This window comes from Klebsiella sp. K5-306 (genome assembly GCF_051835185.1).
In the GTDB taxonomy this organism is placed as follows: domain Bacteria; phylum Pseudomonadota; class Gammaproteobacteria; order Enterobacterales; family Enterobacteriaceae; genus Klebsiella; species Klebsiella oxytoca.
Map to the genome: position 1 here is coordinate 438665 of NZ_JAIFJY010000001.1, position 15733 is coordinate 454397.

A 15733-nucleotide genomic window follows, 5' to 3' on the forward strand; every position below is an offset into this window, starting at 1 on the left:
TGTACATTGCGAGTAAAAATGACAACGATAATCATTATCATTAAATCGCAAGGGATTTGTCATGACCGGCCCTCGTTCCTTCCTGCTGCTGATGCTGTTGAGCCTGTTGTTTGGCAGCGCGTGCGCGATGGCGCAGACCCAGTATGCGCCTTATATCGAAGATATCGAGCAACGTCTTGATAAAACGGCAGAACTTTATCAGCAGCAAAAAAATACCGACGCGCGGCGCGAAGTGCAAATGGCCTACTTTGAAGTGTTTGAAAACCTTGAAGGGCCAATTCGGATCAATATCTCGGCGCGTAAGAGCTACGAGATGGAGAGCACTTTCGGTGAGATCCGTCGCATGATCGGTGAGGGCAAACCGATCGGCGAGGTGCAGGCACGTATCGACGGGCTGAAGCAGGCGCTGCGTGAAGTTGAGCCGGTGCTGGACGGCGGGCATCGGCTGGTGGCGGAAGAGCAGCATACCGCGCTTACGCGCGATGACATTGCGCAGCACTGGCAGGAGAGCTTCCGCACCCTTGACGACAGGCTGGCGCAGGCGGTAACGGAGTATCAGGCCGGCAACTACGCGCAGGCCAGCCAGCAGGTGCAGCAGGCGCAGTATCAGGGATTTAAAAACTCCGGAATGGAAACCTCGGTGCGGCAAAATCGCTCGGCGAAGGAAGCGGCCGCCATTAACCAACAGTTTAGCGCGCTGCTGACTCTGGCCGCCCAGCCTGACCGCCTGAACGAGGTGTCGTATCAGGTCACCACGCTATTACAGGATCTGGAAGACATTCTGCCGGGTCTGCCAACCACCCGCGACGATCGGCCGATGGGCGCTCCCTCTGGCGCCGATAACGCCGCGCTGGCTGATGAAACGACCGCCCGCGCGGACTGGGCAAGCGTCGCCCAGGGGATTAACCAGAGCATCAACGCCGCGCTAACGCGCTATCAAAATGGGGAGGGGCAGGAGGCGATCCTCGACGTACAGGACATCTATTTCGACCGCTTTGAAGCCACCGGGATGGAGAACAAAATCGGTTCTCGCGATGCGGCCTTTAAAACTTCTCTGGAGGCCCATTTTACCCGTATGGTCAGCCTGATGAAGGCCGGACAGCCGCAGGAGAGGCTGGCCGCGGAAGCCGCCGCCCTTGAGGCGGATTTGCAAAAAGCGGTCACCATGCTTGGCGAAGGCGAAGAGACCCAGTGGAGCCTGCTGCTCTATAGCCTGATGATCATCGTGCGCGAAGGGCTGGAAGCGCTGCTGATTGTGGCGGCTATCGTCGCGTATCTGGTTAAAAACAACCATCACGACAAACTGCCGCTGATCCGCCAGTCGGTGATGGTGGCGCTGGTCGCCAGCGTGGCGACGGCGTTTATCTTCCAGCTGCTGTTTACTCAATCCGGCGCCAGCCGCGAGCTGCTGGAGGGGATCACTATGCTGATTGCGGTAGTGATGCTGTTCCTTATGAGCTACTGGCTACTGTCCAAAGTTGAAGCCCGCCACTGGAAGGCCTGGCTTGAGGGCAAACTCTCCCATTCGCTGTCGCGCGGTTCGCTGGTGGGACTGTGGTTAACCAGCTTCCTTGCGGTCTACCGCGAGGGGGCCGAAACGGTGCTGTTCTATTACGCCCTGATTGGCGATGCCCAGGGGCTGCCGGGCCATCTTGCCATCGGCGCCGGGTTTGTTATCGGCTGTGTCGTTCTGCTGATCGCCTGGCTCGTCATGCGCTACTCGGTGGTCCGGCTACCGCTCAAACCCTTCTTCCTGTTCACCGGCGGTTTTATGTACCTGATGGCGTTTGTCTTCGCCGGAAAAGGGGTACTGGAACTGGTGGAGGGCAAACTATTTCAGCCAACGCTGATCGCCGGAATACCGGAAATCAGCTGGCTGGGAATTTACCCCTATGTGGAAACGCTATTGCCGCAGGGCATATTGCTGCTCGCGGCGCTGGCGGCGCTATGGATCATGCGCCGTCGTCAGGCACCCGCTGAAACCATAAAAACGCATTGCTAACCATTTTAAGACGAGAGGATGAGTCAGATGACCATGAAGAAGACCCTGATGATCAGCGCCACCCTGGCCAGTATCTTCACCGCGCCCGCGGCGCTGGCCTTTAAAGAGTATCCGGCCGGCGAGCCGGTCACCATGAATGAAATGGAGATCGCCGCGGTTTACCTGCAGCCTATTGATATGGAGCCGCGCGGCATGGGGCTGCCGGCAGCGAAGTCGGATATCCATCTGGAAGCGGATATTCACGCGGTAGAAGGCGGTAAAAATGGTTTTGGCGCAGGTGAATGGATCCCTTATCTGACGATCTCCTACACCCTGGTCAATAGCGATACCGGCGAAAAACAGGAAGGCACCTTTATGCCGATGGTGGCGAGCGACGGCCCGCACTACGGCGCGAACATCAAGATGATGGGCGTGGGTAACTATAAAGTCACCTACCACATTGACCCGCCGTCGAAAGCCGGGATGCACCGCCATACCGATAGTGAAACCGGCGTCGGCCGCTGGTGGAAGCCGTTTGATGTGAGCTATGAGTTTAAATATGTCGGTCTGAACTAAGCGTCTCCGGAGGCTCAGATTGTTGACAAAGCGCGCTCTGCTGCAAATCTCCGTTTCGCATCCGCGATCCTGTGGTAACGCATAACTTGCTGATATTACTTTTTTGTAAGCAGAGTGAGGCGTTAGCCGCCAGAAATGCGACGCCATCGTTAAAGCAGGGTTGTCATCAGTCTCAGCATCCTCAGATGCGAGTGTTTTCACGCAGGATGGCCGGGCGGTCATCCTGCGGCGTGTTATTCATCCGCCGTACTGAGTTAAAGTCATGAGCTATTTTTTCGTCACGACGCTACAGGCCTTTTTCTGCATTGCGCTGCTTTCCGCCGTACTCTGGGCGCGCGGCGCGCCTCCCGTCCTGCGTCCGCTGGTCTGGACGCTGCTTACCGCGCTGGGCTGCGGACTACTGGCCGGGCTGTATATTCGCCCGAGCCAGACGCTGGAGCTTCTGCTGGTCGGCGCTGAAATCCTCGTATCGCTGCTGTTTTTACTGAGCTTCAGCTGGTCTTCGCCGCGCGTTCGCTATCTGTGGCAATGGCTCCTCACTTTCGGCGCAGCCCGGCACTGGGCGCTGGACCCGAACCTGGGCGGATTGACCTCCACGCACGTTCTGAACACCGATCTGCTGCTGAATATCACCGCGCTGGCTGTGGCGTTCGCGCTGCTGTGCCTTGCCTGCGCGCTCTGCGCCATGCTGCTGCGCAGAATGCGCGGCTTCTACTGGCCGCTGGCCCTGCTGCTGTTGGTCCTGCTGTGGCTACCGCTCGGCGGTAACCTGCTGCTGCTGTTGATGAAGCTACAGGTGCTACCGCTGCTGAAACCGCTGCTGAGCTTTGTCGCCAGGGTGACCAACAACGCGGCGATGTATAACTGGGCCGCCGCCGCGATACTGCTGCTGCTGTGTCTGTGCTGGATCCCGGCGCTACGCCGCTATTATTGGGCGGTTAAAGCCGCGGAGGACCCCATCTCCCGCCGCCTTGCGCTGGCCGAACGCCGTAAAGCCAGCCGTTTGTGGTTGACCACCGTTTGCTGCGCGCTGGCGATTATCGGCGGCCAGCTATGGTGGAATCTGGTGGCTTCGCAGCCGCCGCGCTTGTCCGAGGCGCAGGCGGTTACGCTGGCCGCCGACGGCCAGGTGCATATTCCGGTCGAGCAGGTTCGAGATGGCAAACTGCATCGCTTCGTCTGGGTGGCGGACGACGGCAAAGCGATTCGCTTTTTTATCATTAACCGCTATCCCGATAAGCTGCGCTTTGGCGTGGTGTTTGACGCCTGCCTGCTGTGCGGCGATCAGGGCTACGTTATGGAAGGCAATCAGGTGATTTGTGTCGCCTGCGGTGTGCACATTTTTATCCCCTCGATTGGCAAGCCCGGCGGCTGTAACCCGGTGCCGATCGACGGCTGGCGCAACGATGACAAACAGCTGACGATACCCGGCGCGGCGCTGGCCAGCGGAGGTAACTATTTCTCTACCGTCCTGACGATTAACGTCACCGACCCGGTGGATGGCTCCACCCTGACCAACACCCGCGCCGACTACAAATACAGCTATGGCGGTAAAACCTGGTTCTTCTCCTCTGAAGCCAACTATGACCGTTTCCGCAATGCGCCAGAGCAGTTTGTGCCCGACGCGGTGAAGGAGGAGTAACCATGCTGTGGCGAATGATCTACCAGTCGTGGGGGCGCAACCTGCGGCGCAAAGCGCTGGCGGTATTGACCGTGTTTCTGGCGACCAGCCTGATCTCGGCGCTGCTGGCGGTCTCTATCGATATCGGCGACAAGATGTCCCGCGAGCTGAAATCCTACGGCGCCAATATTTTAATTGAGCCCGCCGGGCAGGCGGCGCTGCCCGCGCTGTTCAGCGAGCAAAGCAACCCGCTGGCCAGCGACGACTTTCTTGATGAATCCGAGCTGCCGAACATCAAAGATATTTTCTGGCGCAATAACATCGTTGGCTTTGCCCCGATGCTCGGTGGCGAGGTAAACGTTGCAGGACAGGATATTCGCGTGCTGGGCACTTTTTTTAGCCAGCCGGTCAGTATCCCGGATGAAGAGGGGTACGAGACCGGACAGCGGACGGTCAGCCCCTTCTGGCAGGTGACCGGCGCATGGCCGCAGGAGCCGGTCGGCGAGACGCCGCAAACGCTGGTCGGTCACGCGCTGGCGCGAAACTACGGCTGGCAGCCCGGCGATCGCCTGGTCCTCAACGTTGCGGATAGGGTGCTGAACGTCCAGGTGAGCGGTATTTTGTCCAGCGGCGGCGATGAGGATAACCAACTGGTGATGCCGCTTAGCGTCGTGCAGCAGCTGCTCGGTCTACCGGGAAAAGTGCAGGCGATCCGCGTCTCGGCGCTGACGGTACCGGAGAACGAGCTGTCGCGCCGTGCCCGTGAGGATCTCGAGGCGCTGAATGCCGAAGAGTACGATCTCTGGTACTGCACCGCCTACGTATCGTCCATCGCCCACCAGCTGGAAGAGGCCATTTCCGGCGCCGAGGTGCGTCCGGTCTGGCAGGTTGCTGCTTCGGAAGGTGTGGTTATCGACAAAATTCAGCTGCTGATGGGGGTGGTGACTCTGGCCGCGCTGGCTGCGGCGGCGATGGGCATCGCCTCGTTGATGACCAGTACGATTATGGAGCGCGCCAAAGAGATTGGTCTCATGAAAGCGCTGGGCGCCCGCCAGTGGCAAATATTGCTGCTGTTTTACCTTGAAGCGGCGCTGGGCGGCCTGGTCGGCGGCGCATTGGGCTGTATCGCCGGTTGGGGGCTGGCAAAGGCTATTGGCCTGATGCTGTTTGCTACGCCGCTGAATTTTGCCTGGGTGGTGGTGCCCTGCGTGCTGGTGATAGCGGTGCTGATTGCTTTAATCGGTACCTGGTTCCCGGCCCGCCGGATCGCTCGTCTTTACCCTGTGGAGGTGCTATATGGCCGCTAAGCGCGACATGCTGTGGCTGCTGGTGTGGCGAGCGCTGCGGCTGAGAATGCAGCGGGTCAGCGTGGTGTTTGCCGCGCTGGCGGTAGGGGCGACCATCGTGACCGCACTCTCCGCCGTGTGGTTCGATATCAATAGCAAAATGAGCGAAGAGCTGCGCACCTTCGGCGCCAATTTTTATATTGGTCCGGGCCACGGCGCCAGCATGCCGCAGCCGGAGCTTCAGGCCATTCTTGATGGCGCGCCGGCGGGCCTGATTCACGGCGCCAGTCCGTGGCTGTACGGTACGGCGCGTACTGAGCTGGAGAAAGTAGTGATGGTCGGGGTGTGGTTTGAGTCGCTGCAAAAGCTGGTGCCTTACTGGCAGGTCAACGGCAGCTGGATCGGCGTCAGCTTTGACGATCGCAACGCGATGATTGGCGTCAAACTGGCGCAGCGACTGGCACTGAATGTTGGCGATAGCGTGACGCTGGTAGACCATAGCCGGCGTAAGACGCTGCTGATTAAAGGCATCGTAGAGGCGGGGGACGCGACCGACAATATGCTGATCGTCAGCCTCGATGTGGCGCAGTCCTGGCTGCAAAAGCCCGGCGCGATCAGTCACGGGCTGCTTAGCGTCAGCAATGACCTGGGCCAGGTGGAGCGCTATGCCAGCCAGCTGCAGCATCAGTACCCGAACCTTGAGATTCGTCCGGTGCGCAAAGTGTCGGCTTCCGAGGGGCAGGTGCTGGATAAAATTAAGGGGCTGATGGGGCTGGTGTCGATGGTGATCCTCGCGCTGTCGTCCCTGTGCGTTAACACCACCCTGATGGCGATTGTCGGTGAGCGGGCGAAAGAGTTTGCGCTGCAAAAAGCGCTGGGCGCCAGCAACGGCGATATTACCCGCCAGATGCTGCTGGAGACCAGCATTATTACCCTCGCGGCGGTAGTCTGCGGCTGGGTGGTGGGCTATCTGCTGGCGCAGCTGCTGGGATTAACGGTGTTTAACGCCAGCATCTCGCTGCGTCTGCCGGTGCTGCCGCTGACCCTGGTTCTGTCTTTACTGGTCGCCCTGCTGGCGGCCATTGTTCCGGTGCGGCGTGCGGTGAGCGTCGAACCGGCGAAAGTGCTGAAAGGAGAGTAACGCCATGACCGTCACGTCTTTGCGTCAAATGGCGATTGAAACGCGTCATTTATATAAGCGGTTCGGGGAAGTTACGGCGCTGGAGGATATTAATTTGCGCATCGCACGCGGCGAGTTTGTTGCCATCATGGGCGCCTCCGGTTCCGGCAAAACGACCCTGATGAACATTCTTACCTGTCTGGATACCGCCAGTGAAGGACAGGTGATCCTGGATGGCACCGACGCCGCGGCGTTGGATGAAGAGGGGCGCCGTCGCTTTCGCGCGCAGAAAATTGGCCTCGTCTTCCAGCAGTTCCATCTCATCCCGTTTCTGACGGCGCTGGAAAACATCATGCTGGCGCAGCATTACCACAGCGTGGTGGATGAGAGCGCCGCCAGAGCGGTGCTGGCTCAGGTGGGACTTGAGCATCGCGTGACCCATTTACCGAGCCAGCTGTCGGGCGGGGAACAGCAGCGCGTCTGCATTGCCCGGGCGCTGGTTAACGAGCCGCCGGTTATTTTTGCCGATGAGCCGACCGGTAACCTTGACGAAGAGAACGAGCAGCGGGTGCTGGATCTGCTGACCGATTTACACCGCCAGGGGCGAACCATTGTGATGGTGACCCACAACCCGGCGCTGGGTCAATTCGCTGACCGCATCGTGCGTTTGCAGCACGGAAAGTATCTCGGCGAGGAGGTGAATCATCATGCGCATGCCTGAAGTGATGCTGTTTCTGACGCTGGCGCTGCTTAGCGGCTGCAAAGAAGAGAAGCTGGCTCGCGGCGAAACGGCACCTGCGCTGGCGGCATTCGATTTACAGGAGTCGCCGGTCAGCCTCGATCGTTGGCGAGGGAAGGCGGTCTATCTTAATTTCTGGTCCGCAGGCTGCGGCGGCTGTCTGGCAGAGATGGATACCTTACAGGCGCTCAGCCAGCGCTGGCCGGATAAGCTGGTGGTGGTGGGGGTGAATACCGATCCGGATACCGTGGATATCGCGCCGCTGCTGGCGAAGCATGGGATTAGCTATCCGGTGCTGCGCGATCGGCTGAAAATAACTCAGGAGCGTTATCAGGTTATCGGTACGCCAACATCAATATTAATTGATGGCGACGGTAGAGTGCTGGACTGGCATCAGGGGATGCGTAAGCCCGATGAACTACGAACGGTTTTGCGCCAGCTGGCGCAACGGTAAATTCCCCAGCTCGTGCTGCGCTTAGCTGGGCTACAGGTTCTCGGGCCGGTAGCCCGGACAGGTGCGTCAGCACCGCCTCCGGGACAGGTGTGAAGCCAAATGCACCGGCTTAGCGTTCACCCGGCCCGCGCTGCGCTTAGCCAGACTACGGATTCACACCGTCAGCGGTCCCGTAGCCCGGATAAGGCGTCAGCCGCGACCCGGGAGTTTTCGCTTATACATACTGACTCCGTAGCGTCGGCTATTAGCCGCTGCCATTCATGATATGGAAGTCAGCGATTTACCGCGTCCTGCGCCAACAAGTTTTATTCGTTTATTTAAGAATGCCTTATTCGGCAGGTTTAAAAACAGAAAAACTTAATCTTTTCTTAATATTTCATCACCTCAACGTTTTAGGCTTTTGCCAAATCTCAATCACCATCATTTAAATTACGTCAGCGTCACAAAAGCCGTAAAAAAACATTCCCAGGCGTTGCAAGGTTCTTACGTCACGCTATATGTTAAATTTACATTCAATAAATGATGCTTAAAGGTTGATTTTATGTATATGAAAATTAGTGGCTTAGTGATTTCACTGACGGCCATATTCTCCGGTCAGGCCTTTGCTGCGCTCCCTCAGGGCTATCCGGCGGATTATCAAAAGGTCGTGGATGCGGGGATTAAAGAAGGCAAGGTGGTGATTTACTCAACCACGGATACTAAGGCCGCAGGTCCGTTAATTAAAGGTTTTGAAGCGCAATATCCCGGCATTAAAGTTGAATATAACGATATGAACAGTACCGAATTGTACAACCGTTATATCAGCGAGCAGGCAGCGGGCGGCGGAAGCGGCGATGTGGTCTGGAGTTCTTCAATGGATACGGCGCTGAAGCTTGCCACCGATTATGCGGAGCAGTATGCCTCCCCGGAACAAGATAAGCTGCCGAAATGGGCGGTCTGGCAGCAAAAAGCCTACGGCACCACCTATGAACCGGTGGTCTTTATCTATAATAAGCGCCTGATCCCGCAAGGGGATGTTCCTGATTCGCACACCGCGCTGGCGAAGCTGATCGCCAGTCAGGCTGATAAGTTCAAGGGCAAGGTCACTACCTACGATATTGAAAAATCGGGCCTGGGTTTTATGCTGGCGGTTCAGGACAGTAAAGCCGATGCTCACTACTTTGACGACCTGGCGGGAATGGCGAAAGGCGGGCTGACCGTGCAATCGTCCACCGGGACGATGATGGAGCGCGTCTCCTCCGGGGAAAACCTGATTGGCTACAACATCCTCGGTTCATACGCGGAGGCGCGGGCGAAAAACGACCCTTCGCTGGGTATCTCGTACCCGAAAGATTATGTGCTGGTGCTCTCGCGGGTCTCGTTTATTACCGCAGAAGCCGAGCATCTGAATGCGGCGAAGCTGTGGTTTGATTACGTGCTCTCGGAAAAGGGGCAAAGCATCCTGGCGAACCAGGCCGATATTCCCTCCCTGCGCAATGATATCGAAGGTAAAAATGATATCGACGGTATGACCAAAATGCTCGGCAGCGCGTTGAAGCCCATTCCGGTCGATGAAACGCTGCTGGCGTATCTTGAGCCGAAACAACGCCTGGAATTTATCAAACAGTGGCGCACCGCCGCGGCGAAATAACCCTCCGGCGCTGCGCATCTTTTCAGGATGCGCAGCCCACATGATACCCGCCAGGTTTAAAGGGATCGCTTATGAATATCTTACGCCGAAAGTGGCAGGGGTTGCCGCGCGGAATTGTTGTCCTGATAACGGCGCTGGCCATTTATGTCCCGCTGCTATTTATCGTGGTGCAGAGCTTTCTCTCGGCACCCTTTTTTGCCCGCTCGAAGGCATTTAGCCTTGAGGCCTTCGAATTTATCTTTACCGATCCGGATTTTTATCTGGCGCTAAAATCCGGCTTTATTCTCGCCTTCGGCCTGGTGGCGATCGCCATTCCTCTCGGCGGGATCCTCGCCTTTTTAATGGTGCGCACCGATTTACCCGGCAGACGGATTATTGAGCCGCTGATTCTGGTGCCGATTTTCGTATCGCCGATGGTGCTGGCCTTTGGTTACGTGGTGGCGGCGGGACCGGTAGGCTTCTTTTCGCAGTGGGTCGAGCAGCTGATCGGTTTTGTGCCCTGGAATATCTATTCGATGTTCAGCATCGTGGCGATCGCCGGATTGACGCACGTTCCACACGCCTATCTCTATATCTCTTCCGCGCTGCGCAGCGTCGGTTCGGATGTGGAAGAAGCGGCGCGAACGGTTGGCGCATCGCCGCTGCAGGTCATGACCTCGGTGAGCCTGCCGATGGTACGGCCGTCCATACTCTATGCCTGCGTACTGCTGTTTTTTCTCGGCCTGGAAGTCTTCGGCCTGATGCTGGTGCTGGGGGACCCGGAAGGCAATATGGTGCTGGCCACCTATCTTTATAAACTGACCAACAAGCTCGGCACGCCTTCCTATCATCTGATGGCAGCGGTGGCGGTGGTGCTGATCTGCATCACCATTCCGCTGGTGATGCTCCAGCGCCGCCTGATGCGTACCGCCAACCGCTTTGTCACCATGAAGGGGAAAGCATCGCAGGCCCGGGCGCTGCCGCTGGGGAAATGGCGCTGGGTCGCCGGTATCGTCGTGGTGGCCTGGTTGACGGTTACCATCGGCGTACCGCTGATCGGCGTTGCGCTGCGGGCCTTTATTTCGAACTGGGGGGTTGGCGTTCCGCTGTGGGATGAACTCTCGCTGGCGACGTTCCGCAACATCTGGCAGCAGCCGAATTTGCTGCGCGCCATCGTTAACTCTATGGCGATTGGGGTCATCGGCGGCGCGCTGGCGGTGGTCTGCTATCTGTTCGTAGGCATCGCGATGCACCGCAAACCGGATAACGTCACGCGCTTTCTCGACTACAGCGTGCTGGTGCCGCGTGCGGTGCCGGGGCTGCTGGCCGGGCTGGCATTTTTGTGGGTGTTTCTGTTTCTGCCGATGTGGCTGGATCAGTCGCTGAAAAACGGCTGGCTCTCGGCGCTGCCGGTGGCTGAGTGGCTGCGCGACCATCTGATTGTTCAGCTGCGCGCGCTGCGTAATACCATTTTTAGCGTCTGGCTGGCCTATACCGTGGTCTGGATGGCCTACGGCCTGCGGCTCATCTCCTCGACGCTGCTGCAGGTGGCGCCTGAGCTGGAGGAGGCGGCGCGCAGTACCGGCGCATCGCGCGGGCAGATCACCCGCCACGTCACGGTGCCGCTGTCGCGCTATGGCCTGATTGGCTCCTGGCTGCTGATGTTTCTTATCTTCGAGCGCGAATATTCGACCGGGGTTTATCTGCTCTCTCCGGGAACGGAAACTATCGGTTCGATGCTGGTGTCGCTGTGGGCGGCGGGGGCTATCGATATCGTCGCCGCGCTCTCGTTTATTAATATCCTGCTGGTGGTCGTGGGTCTGGGCATCGCCCTGCGCTTTGGAGTGAAATTACATGATTGAATTATCGGTAGAAAACCTGCACCTGACCTACGGCGATAACCCGGTACTGAAGGGCGTATCTATGGAGCTGAGGCGGGGGGAAGTCGTCTCGCTGCTCGGCCCATCGGGGAGCGGAAAAACCACGCTGCTGCGGGCGGTCGCCGGGCTGGAGAAGCCCACCAGCGGCACGATCGCTATCGGTAAAACCCGCGTTTATGACGGCAACCCGCGTAGTGAAATTCCGGCGGAGGAGCGTAACCTGGGTCTGGTGTTCCAGTCCTACGCCCTGTGGCCGCACAAAACGGTATTTGAGAACGTGGCTTACCCCCTCAGGCTACGTAAGGTCGCCGCCGCGGAGATCAAACAGCGGGTGCAGAGCGTGCTCGATCAGCTGGGCCTGGGGCATCTTGGCAATCGCCACCCGCATCAGCTCTCCGGAGGACAGCAGCAGCGCGTGGCCATCGGCCGGGCGCTGGTATATAACCCGCCGGTCATTCTGCTGGATGAACCCCTGTCGAACCTCGACGCTAAGCTGCGGGAAGAGGCGCGGGTCTTTTTGCGCGAGCTGATCGTCAAGCTGGGTCTGTCGGCGCTGATGGTGACCCACGATCAGAATGAGGCGATGGCGATTTCCGATCGCATTTTGCTGCTCAATAACGGCGTCATCGAGCAGCAGGGAACTCCACAGGAGATGTACGGCAGCCCGAGAACGCTGTTTGCCGCCGAGTTTATGGGCAGCAATAATCGGCTGCACGGCACCGTCACCGATCTGGATAACGGTCGGGCGCGCATTGAGGGCGCCAGCTGGGCACTGTGGGGAATGGCCGGGGAAGGGGTCAGCGTGGGGGCGGAAGCAACGGCGGTCATTCGTGTTGAACGCCTGCGCATAGCCTCCTCGCCTGAAGAGAACATGCTGGAATTAGCGCTGCTGACCAGTATGTATCTCGGCGACCGCTGGGAGTATCTGTTTCGCACCGAAGGCGATGATTTCGCTATTCGCGCCTACGGTAGCGCACTGCGCGATGCCGAACGTTGCCATCTTACCTTGCCCGTCAACGATCTGTGGATCTTCCCGAAAGGCTGAAAAAAAGCCCCGGCGCTGAGGCCGGGGCAAACCATGTCAGAGCTTATTTATTATTAACTGAATACCATACCGCCATCGATCAGCAGCGACTGACCGGTCATATAGTTGGAGTCCGGACCGGCCAGATAAGAGACGCAGGCCGCGACGTCTTCCGGTTCGGAAAGACGACCGAGGGTAATGCGTTTCGCAAATTCCTGGGTTCCGTAGCCCAGCGGTTTGCCCGCCGCTTCGGAAACCTGACGGTCAATTTCCGCCCACATGGGGGTTTTGACGATCCCCGGGCAGTAGCCGTTAACGGTAATTCCCAGATGCGCCAGATCGCGGGCGGCGGTTTGCGTCAGGCCGCGCACGGCAAACTTGCTTGAACTGTAGACCGCCAGTTCCGGGTTACCCACGTGGCCCGCCTGGGAGCAGGCGTTGATGATCTTGCCGCCGTGCCCCTCTTTTTTAAACGCTTCTACCGCGGCCTGAATGCCCCAGATAACGCCTTTAACGTTGATATTGTAGACTTTATCAATGACGTCCTCGCGAATCTCTTCGATAGGCGTAGAGGGCGCGACCCCGGCGTTGTTAACGATCACGTCAAAACCGCCAAGGCCTTTACGCGCCTGCTCAACGGCGGCAAAAACCTGATCGCGTTTCGAGACATCGACCTTCACCGCCAGCGCCTGGCCGCCGTGCTGGTTAATTTCGTCAGCAACCGCCTGTGCGGTGGCATCGTTATAATCGGCGATGGCCACGGCAAAGCCATCTTGAACCAGGCGAAGGGCGATAGCTTTACCAATACCCTGGCCTGCGCCGGTCACGAGTGCGACTTTTTTCATTGCTGGATTCCTTCTGTAGTGACTCAAAGTAGTTGACTGAGATGAAGCTGGCCCATCAGCAGCGGGTTGTCGCTGTAATCGACGGGGATGGCGACCACGGCGGGGCCATCGACGTCCATCGCCGCCCGCAGCGTCGGCTCAAGGGCGGCGGCGCTCTCGACCGCGAACCCTCTGGCGCCGAAGGCTTCGGCATAGGCTTTAAAATCCACCGGGCCGAACTCAACGCCGGATAGCCGCTGATATTTTTTCTCTTCCTGAATTGCCACCATGTTGTAGCCGTTATCGACCCAGATGATATGCAGGACGTTAGCTTTTAACCTTACGGCGGTCTCCAGCTCCATACTGGATTGCAGGAAACCGCCGTCGCCGGAAACCGAAACCACTTTGCGCTGCGGGTTCACCAGCCAGGCGCCAATCGCCCACGGCAGTGCCACCCCCATGGTCTGTTGACCGTTGGAAATCATGACCTGACGAGCGCGGAAGCTGTAGAGATAGCGGGCGATCCAGATATGAAAGCTCCCCATATCGACGGTCAGCGTTACGTCGCTGTTGACGATATCCTGCATGGCGCGAACGATGCGCAGCGGATGAAGCGCAAACTGGTTTAGCTGCGCGCCGCGGCGATCGAGCAGTTCCCGCTGGTGCTGGCGGTCAACAAGAATCTCCGCGGCCTGCGGCGACAGAACCAGCTGGTGGTCAATACGCCCGGAGAGTTTGTGCAGCGTGGCAGCGATATCGCCGACCAGCTCGATATCCGGGGTATAGTTGCGCTCTTCATAAGCGGGCAGTACGTCGATATGCACCAGCGCGGCGTTACCGTTATTCCACATCGCCGGTTCATACTCCACCGGGCTATAGCCAATGCAGATGACCAGGTCGGCGAGATGCAATAGCCGATCCCCGGCCTGGTTATTGAACAGCCCAACCCGTCCGGCAAAGCGCGTAAAGTGGTCCTGATTTACCGCGCCGGCGGCCTGATAGGTACTGGTGACCGGGATATGGCTTTTTTTCAGCAATTCGCGGAGCGCCGCGCTGTTTTCCGTCTGGCTGGCCATCAGACCGAGCAGGAATACCGGATTTTTTGCCACGGCAATCATCTTCGCCACTCGCTCAATGGCGTCGTCCGGGGCCGCGCCGGTCTGCGGGGCTTCGCTGGCGGGCAGCACCCTGGCGTGGACTGGCTCATCGACGACATCCTGCGGCAGACTGACGAAGGCGCTTCCCGGCCGTCCCTGCTCGGCGGCGCGAAATGCGTTAGACACGACCTCCGCCAGCGCATCGGATGCGGTGACTTCCACCGAGTATTTGGTTACCGGGCTGAACATCGCCACCGTATCCATACTCTGGTGCACTTGTTTGGCCTTGTCGGCGCGTTTTACCGCACCGCCCAGCGCCACCACCGGATCGCCTTCGCTGTTAGCGGTGGCCATACCGGTAATCAGATTGGAGCAGCCGGGGCCGGAAGTGACCAGCGCGACGCCCGCTTTCCCGGTGATGCGGCCAACCGCAGCGGCCATGAAGGCGGCGTTGGCCTCGTGGCGTACCGGGATAATGCGAATTGAGGAGTCCAGTAGCGAATCAAAGACCTTATCGATTTTTGCCCCCGGAATGCCGAAGACCTGGCGAACGCCCTGGGCCTCCAGCTGGCTGACGATCAGGTCGGCGCCATGCGCCCACTGGCGAGGTTGATGTTGATTATCCACGAGAATCTCCTTAGTTTTCGACTGAGCGAATGGCGGCATCTAGATTGTCTGGGTGCAGATCCGCCTGCAGGAAGGCGCTATCGGCAGGAAGGTCAATCATCAATTTGTGGATTTCGCCAAAGGTCAGCACGCCGTGGTCGAGCTGATAATCGAGCAGATGACCGCCGCCCTGACGGTCATCGGTGATGAAATGCTCGTGGTAGCCGGCAACGTTAATGCCCTGCATATGCTGCGGGGTACGGAAGCCGACCAGTACCCCTTCGCGCTGGTTGAAGCGGAATACCGGCTGGTCGTCGAGCACGTCGGTCATCGCCCGGTAGGGCGGGGTCTGGCGCGGTACGGTGCGGGTATGCGCATGACGAAAATGACCGTTAATGCGCAAGGCGCAGAAGAGATTATCGGAGGGTATTTGCTGGTCGATAATGTCGTGCAACTGCTGGCGGCTCACCGGTTTATCGAACGTTTTACGATACTGCGGCTGAAACCAGGTCATCACCGCAAACGGCGTGCGCTGTTCCATTCGGGCTTTACGGGCGCTGCCGTCGGCGCGCAGCTGGTATACCTCGCTGCTAAACGCGATCAGCTCGCCGTCCAGTTCATTAAAGGTTCCCAGGCCAAAATCGCCGTGGGTGAGTAAATCAGCGATGGTGGTATTGCCTTCATAAACGCCGCTCAACAGCGCGCTCATCAGAGAGGTCTGGTAGATGACGCTATCGGGATGTTGCGCGGAAAACCCTCGTAGAGTTTCACACAGGCTCTCTTCACAAGAGCATTCAGCAGAATAGTTCATTACCCGCTTCCTCGTTCAACGAATATCAGAAAGGTTAAATAAATGTTGACGCGATTCAGCTCACAGTTCCAATATAGAATCTATGCTTGTTTGAGACGTTTTCGA

General features: G+C 58.3%; 13 protein-coding genes. 10 read left to right on the forward strand and 3 right to left on the reverse strand.

Features of this window, described 5'->3' with window-relative positions; genetic code table 11:
* Positions 1-61 precede the first annotated feature (61 nt).
* The 10 genes from K2184_RS02080 to K2184_RS02125 all read left to right on the forward strand — a co-directional run bounded on the left by K2184_RS02080 (position 62) and on the right by K2184_RS02125 (position 12311).
* Complete coding sequence (locus K2184_RS02080) at positions 62-2002, forward strand: FTR1 family iron permease (protein WP_017145719.1); 1941 nt, start codon at positions 62-64, stop codon at positions 2000-2002.
* Positions 2003-2029: 27 nt separating this feature from the next.
* Entirely contained in the window at positions 2030-2557 is a 528-nt protein-coding gene (locus tag K2184_RS02085) for an iron transporter (RefSeq protein ID WP_004102822.1), read from the forward strand.
* A 262-nt stretch (positions 2558-2819) separates the two neighbouring features.
* Positions 2820-4199, forward strand: a complete 1380-nt coding sequence (locus tag K2184_RS02090; RefSeq protein ID WP_017145720.1) for a Fe-S-containing protein — start codon at positions 2820-2822, stop codon at positions 4197-4199.
* Between the two features lie 2 nt (positions 4200-4201).
* Complete coding sequence (locus K2184_RS02095) at positions 4202-5485, forward strand: ABC transporter permease (RefSeq protein ID WP_004102819.1); 1284 nt, start codon at positions 4202-4204, stop codon at positions 5483-5485.
* The gene (locus K2184_RS02100; protein ID WP_108704964.1) at positions 5475-6605 is read left to right on the forward strand and encodes an ABC transporter permease; all 1131 of its coding nucleotides are present in this window, start codon (positions 5475-5477) and stop codon (positions 6603-6605) included. Before K2184_RS02095 ends, K2184_RS02100 begins: the two co-directional genes overlap by 11 nt.
* 4 nt (positions 6606-6609) lie before the next feature.
* Positions 6610-7305 carry an ABC transporter ATP-binding protein gene (locus tag K2184_RS02105; RefSeq protein WP_004102812.1) on the forward strand — a complete coding sequence of 232 codons (696 nt, stop codon included), beginning with the start codon at positions 6610-6612 and terminating at the stop codon, positions 7303-7305.
* Positions 7292-7777, forward strand: a complete 486-nt coding sequence (locus tag K2184_RS02110) for a TlpA family protein disulfide reductase (protein ID WP_004102810.1) — start codon at positions 7292-7294, stop codon at positions 7775-7777. Before K2184_RS02105 ends, K2184_RS02110 begins: the two co-directional genes overlap by 14 nt.
* A gap of 541 nt (positions 7778-8318) precedes the next feature.
* Positions 8319-9407, forward strand: a complete 1089-nt coding sequence (locus tag K2184_RS02115) for an ABC transporter substrate-binding protein (RefSeq protein ID WP_024274300.1) — start codon at positions 8319-8321, stop codon at positions 9405-9407.
* Between the two features lie 71 nt (positions 9408-9478).
* Positions 9479-11248, forward strand: coding sequence for an ABC transporter permease (locus K2184_RS02120; protein WP_070555914.1), 1770 nt, complete (start codon positions 9479-9481; stop codon positions 11246-11248).
* Positions 11241-12311 carry an ABC transporter ATP-binding protein gene (locus K2184_RS02125; protein ID WP_004102806.1) on the forward strand — a complete coding sequence of 357 codons (1071 nt, stop codon included), beginning with the start codon at positions 11241-11243 and terminating at the stop codon, positions 12309-12311. The genes K2184_RS02120 and K2184_RS02125 overlap by 8 nt, the downstream gene beginning before the upstream one ends.
* Before the next feature lie 53 nt (positions 12312-12364).
* Here K2184_RS02125 and K2184_RS02130 read toward each other — a convergent pair whose 3' ends face one another.
* Genes K2184_RS02130 through budA form a run of 3 tightly spaced genes read right to left on the reverse strand, consistent with a single transcriptional unit; the run spans position 12365 to position 15628 of the window.
* On the reverse strand, positions 12365-13135 hold the full coding sequence (locus tag K2184_RS02130; protein WP_004113512.1) for a (S)-acetoin forming diacetyl reductase: 771 nt from the start codon (positions 13133-13135) through the stop codon (positions 12365-12367).
* Positions 13136-13158: 23 nt separating this feature from the next.
* Positions 13159-14838 (reverse strand): acetolactate synthase AlsS, encoded by a 1680-nt coding sequence (gene alsS, locus K2184_RS02135; protein ID WP_004102803.1) that lies wholly within the window; start codon positions 14836-14838, stop codon positions 13159-13161.
* 10 nt (positions 14839-14848) lie between these two features.
* Complete coding sequence (gene budA, locus K2184_RS02140; protein ID WP_163525485.1) at positions 14849-15628, reverse strand: acetolactate decarboxylase; 780 nt, start codon at positions 15626-15628, stop codon at positions 14849-14851.
* Positions 15629-15733 lie beyond the last annotated feature (105 nt).

Excerpts from the sequence above, each read along its gene's own strand:
- budA (WP_163525485.1), bottom strand. The coding sequence starts at position 15,628 with ATGAACTATTCTGCTGAATGCTCTTGTGAAGAGAGCCTGTGTGAAACT.
- K2184_RS02080 (WP_017145719.1), top strand. The coding sequence starts at position 62 with ATGACCGGCCCTCGTTCCTTCCTGCTGCTGATGCTGTTGAGCCTGTTG.
- K2184_RS02115 (WP_024274300.1), top strand. The coding sequence starts at position 8,319 with ATGTATATGAAAATTAGTGGCTTAGTGATTTCACTGACGGCCATATTC.
- K2184_RS02100 (WP_108704964.1), top strand. The coding sequence starts at position 5,475 with ATGGCCGCTAAGCGCGACATGCTGTGGCTGCTGGTGTGGCGAGCGCTG.
- K2184_RS02085 (WP_004102822.1), top strand. The coding sequence starts at position 2,030 with ATGACCATGAAGAAGACCCTGATGATCAGCGCCACCCTGGCCAGTATC.
- K2184_RS02125 (WP_004102806.1), top strand. The coding sequence starts at position 11,241 with ATGATTGAATTATCGGTAGAAAACCTGCACCTGACCTACGGCGATAAC.
- K2184_RS02090 (WP_017145720.1), top strand. The coding sequence starts at position 2,820 with ATGAGCTATTTTTTCGTCACGACGCTACAGGCCTTTTTCTGCATTGCG.
- K2184_RS02120 (WP_070555914.1), top strand. The coding sequence starts at position 9,479 with ATGAATATCTTACGCCGAAAGTGGCAGGGGTTGCCGCGCGGAATTGTT.
- K2184_RS02110 (WP_004102810.1), top strand. The coding sequence starts at position 7,292 with ATGCGCATGCCTGAAGTGATGCTGTTTCTGACGCTGGCGCTGCTTAGC.
- K2184_RS02130 (WP_004113512.1), bottom strand. The coding sequence starts at position 13,135 with ATGAAAAAAGTCGCACTCGTGACCGGCGCAGGCCAGGGTATTGGTAAA.
- K2184_RS02095 (WP_004102819.1), top strand. The coding sequence starts at position 4,202 with ATGCTGTGGCGAATGATCTACCAGTCGTGGGGGCGCAACCTGCGGCGC.
- K2184_RS02105 (WP_004102812.1), top strand. The coding sequence starts at position 6,610 with ATGACCGTCACGTCTTTGCGTCAAATGGCGATTGAAACGCGTCATTTA.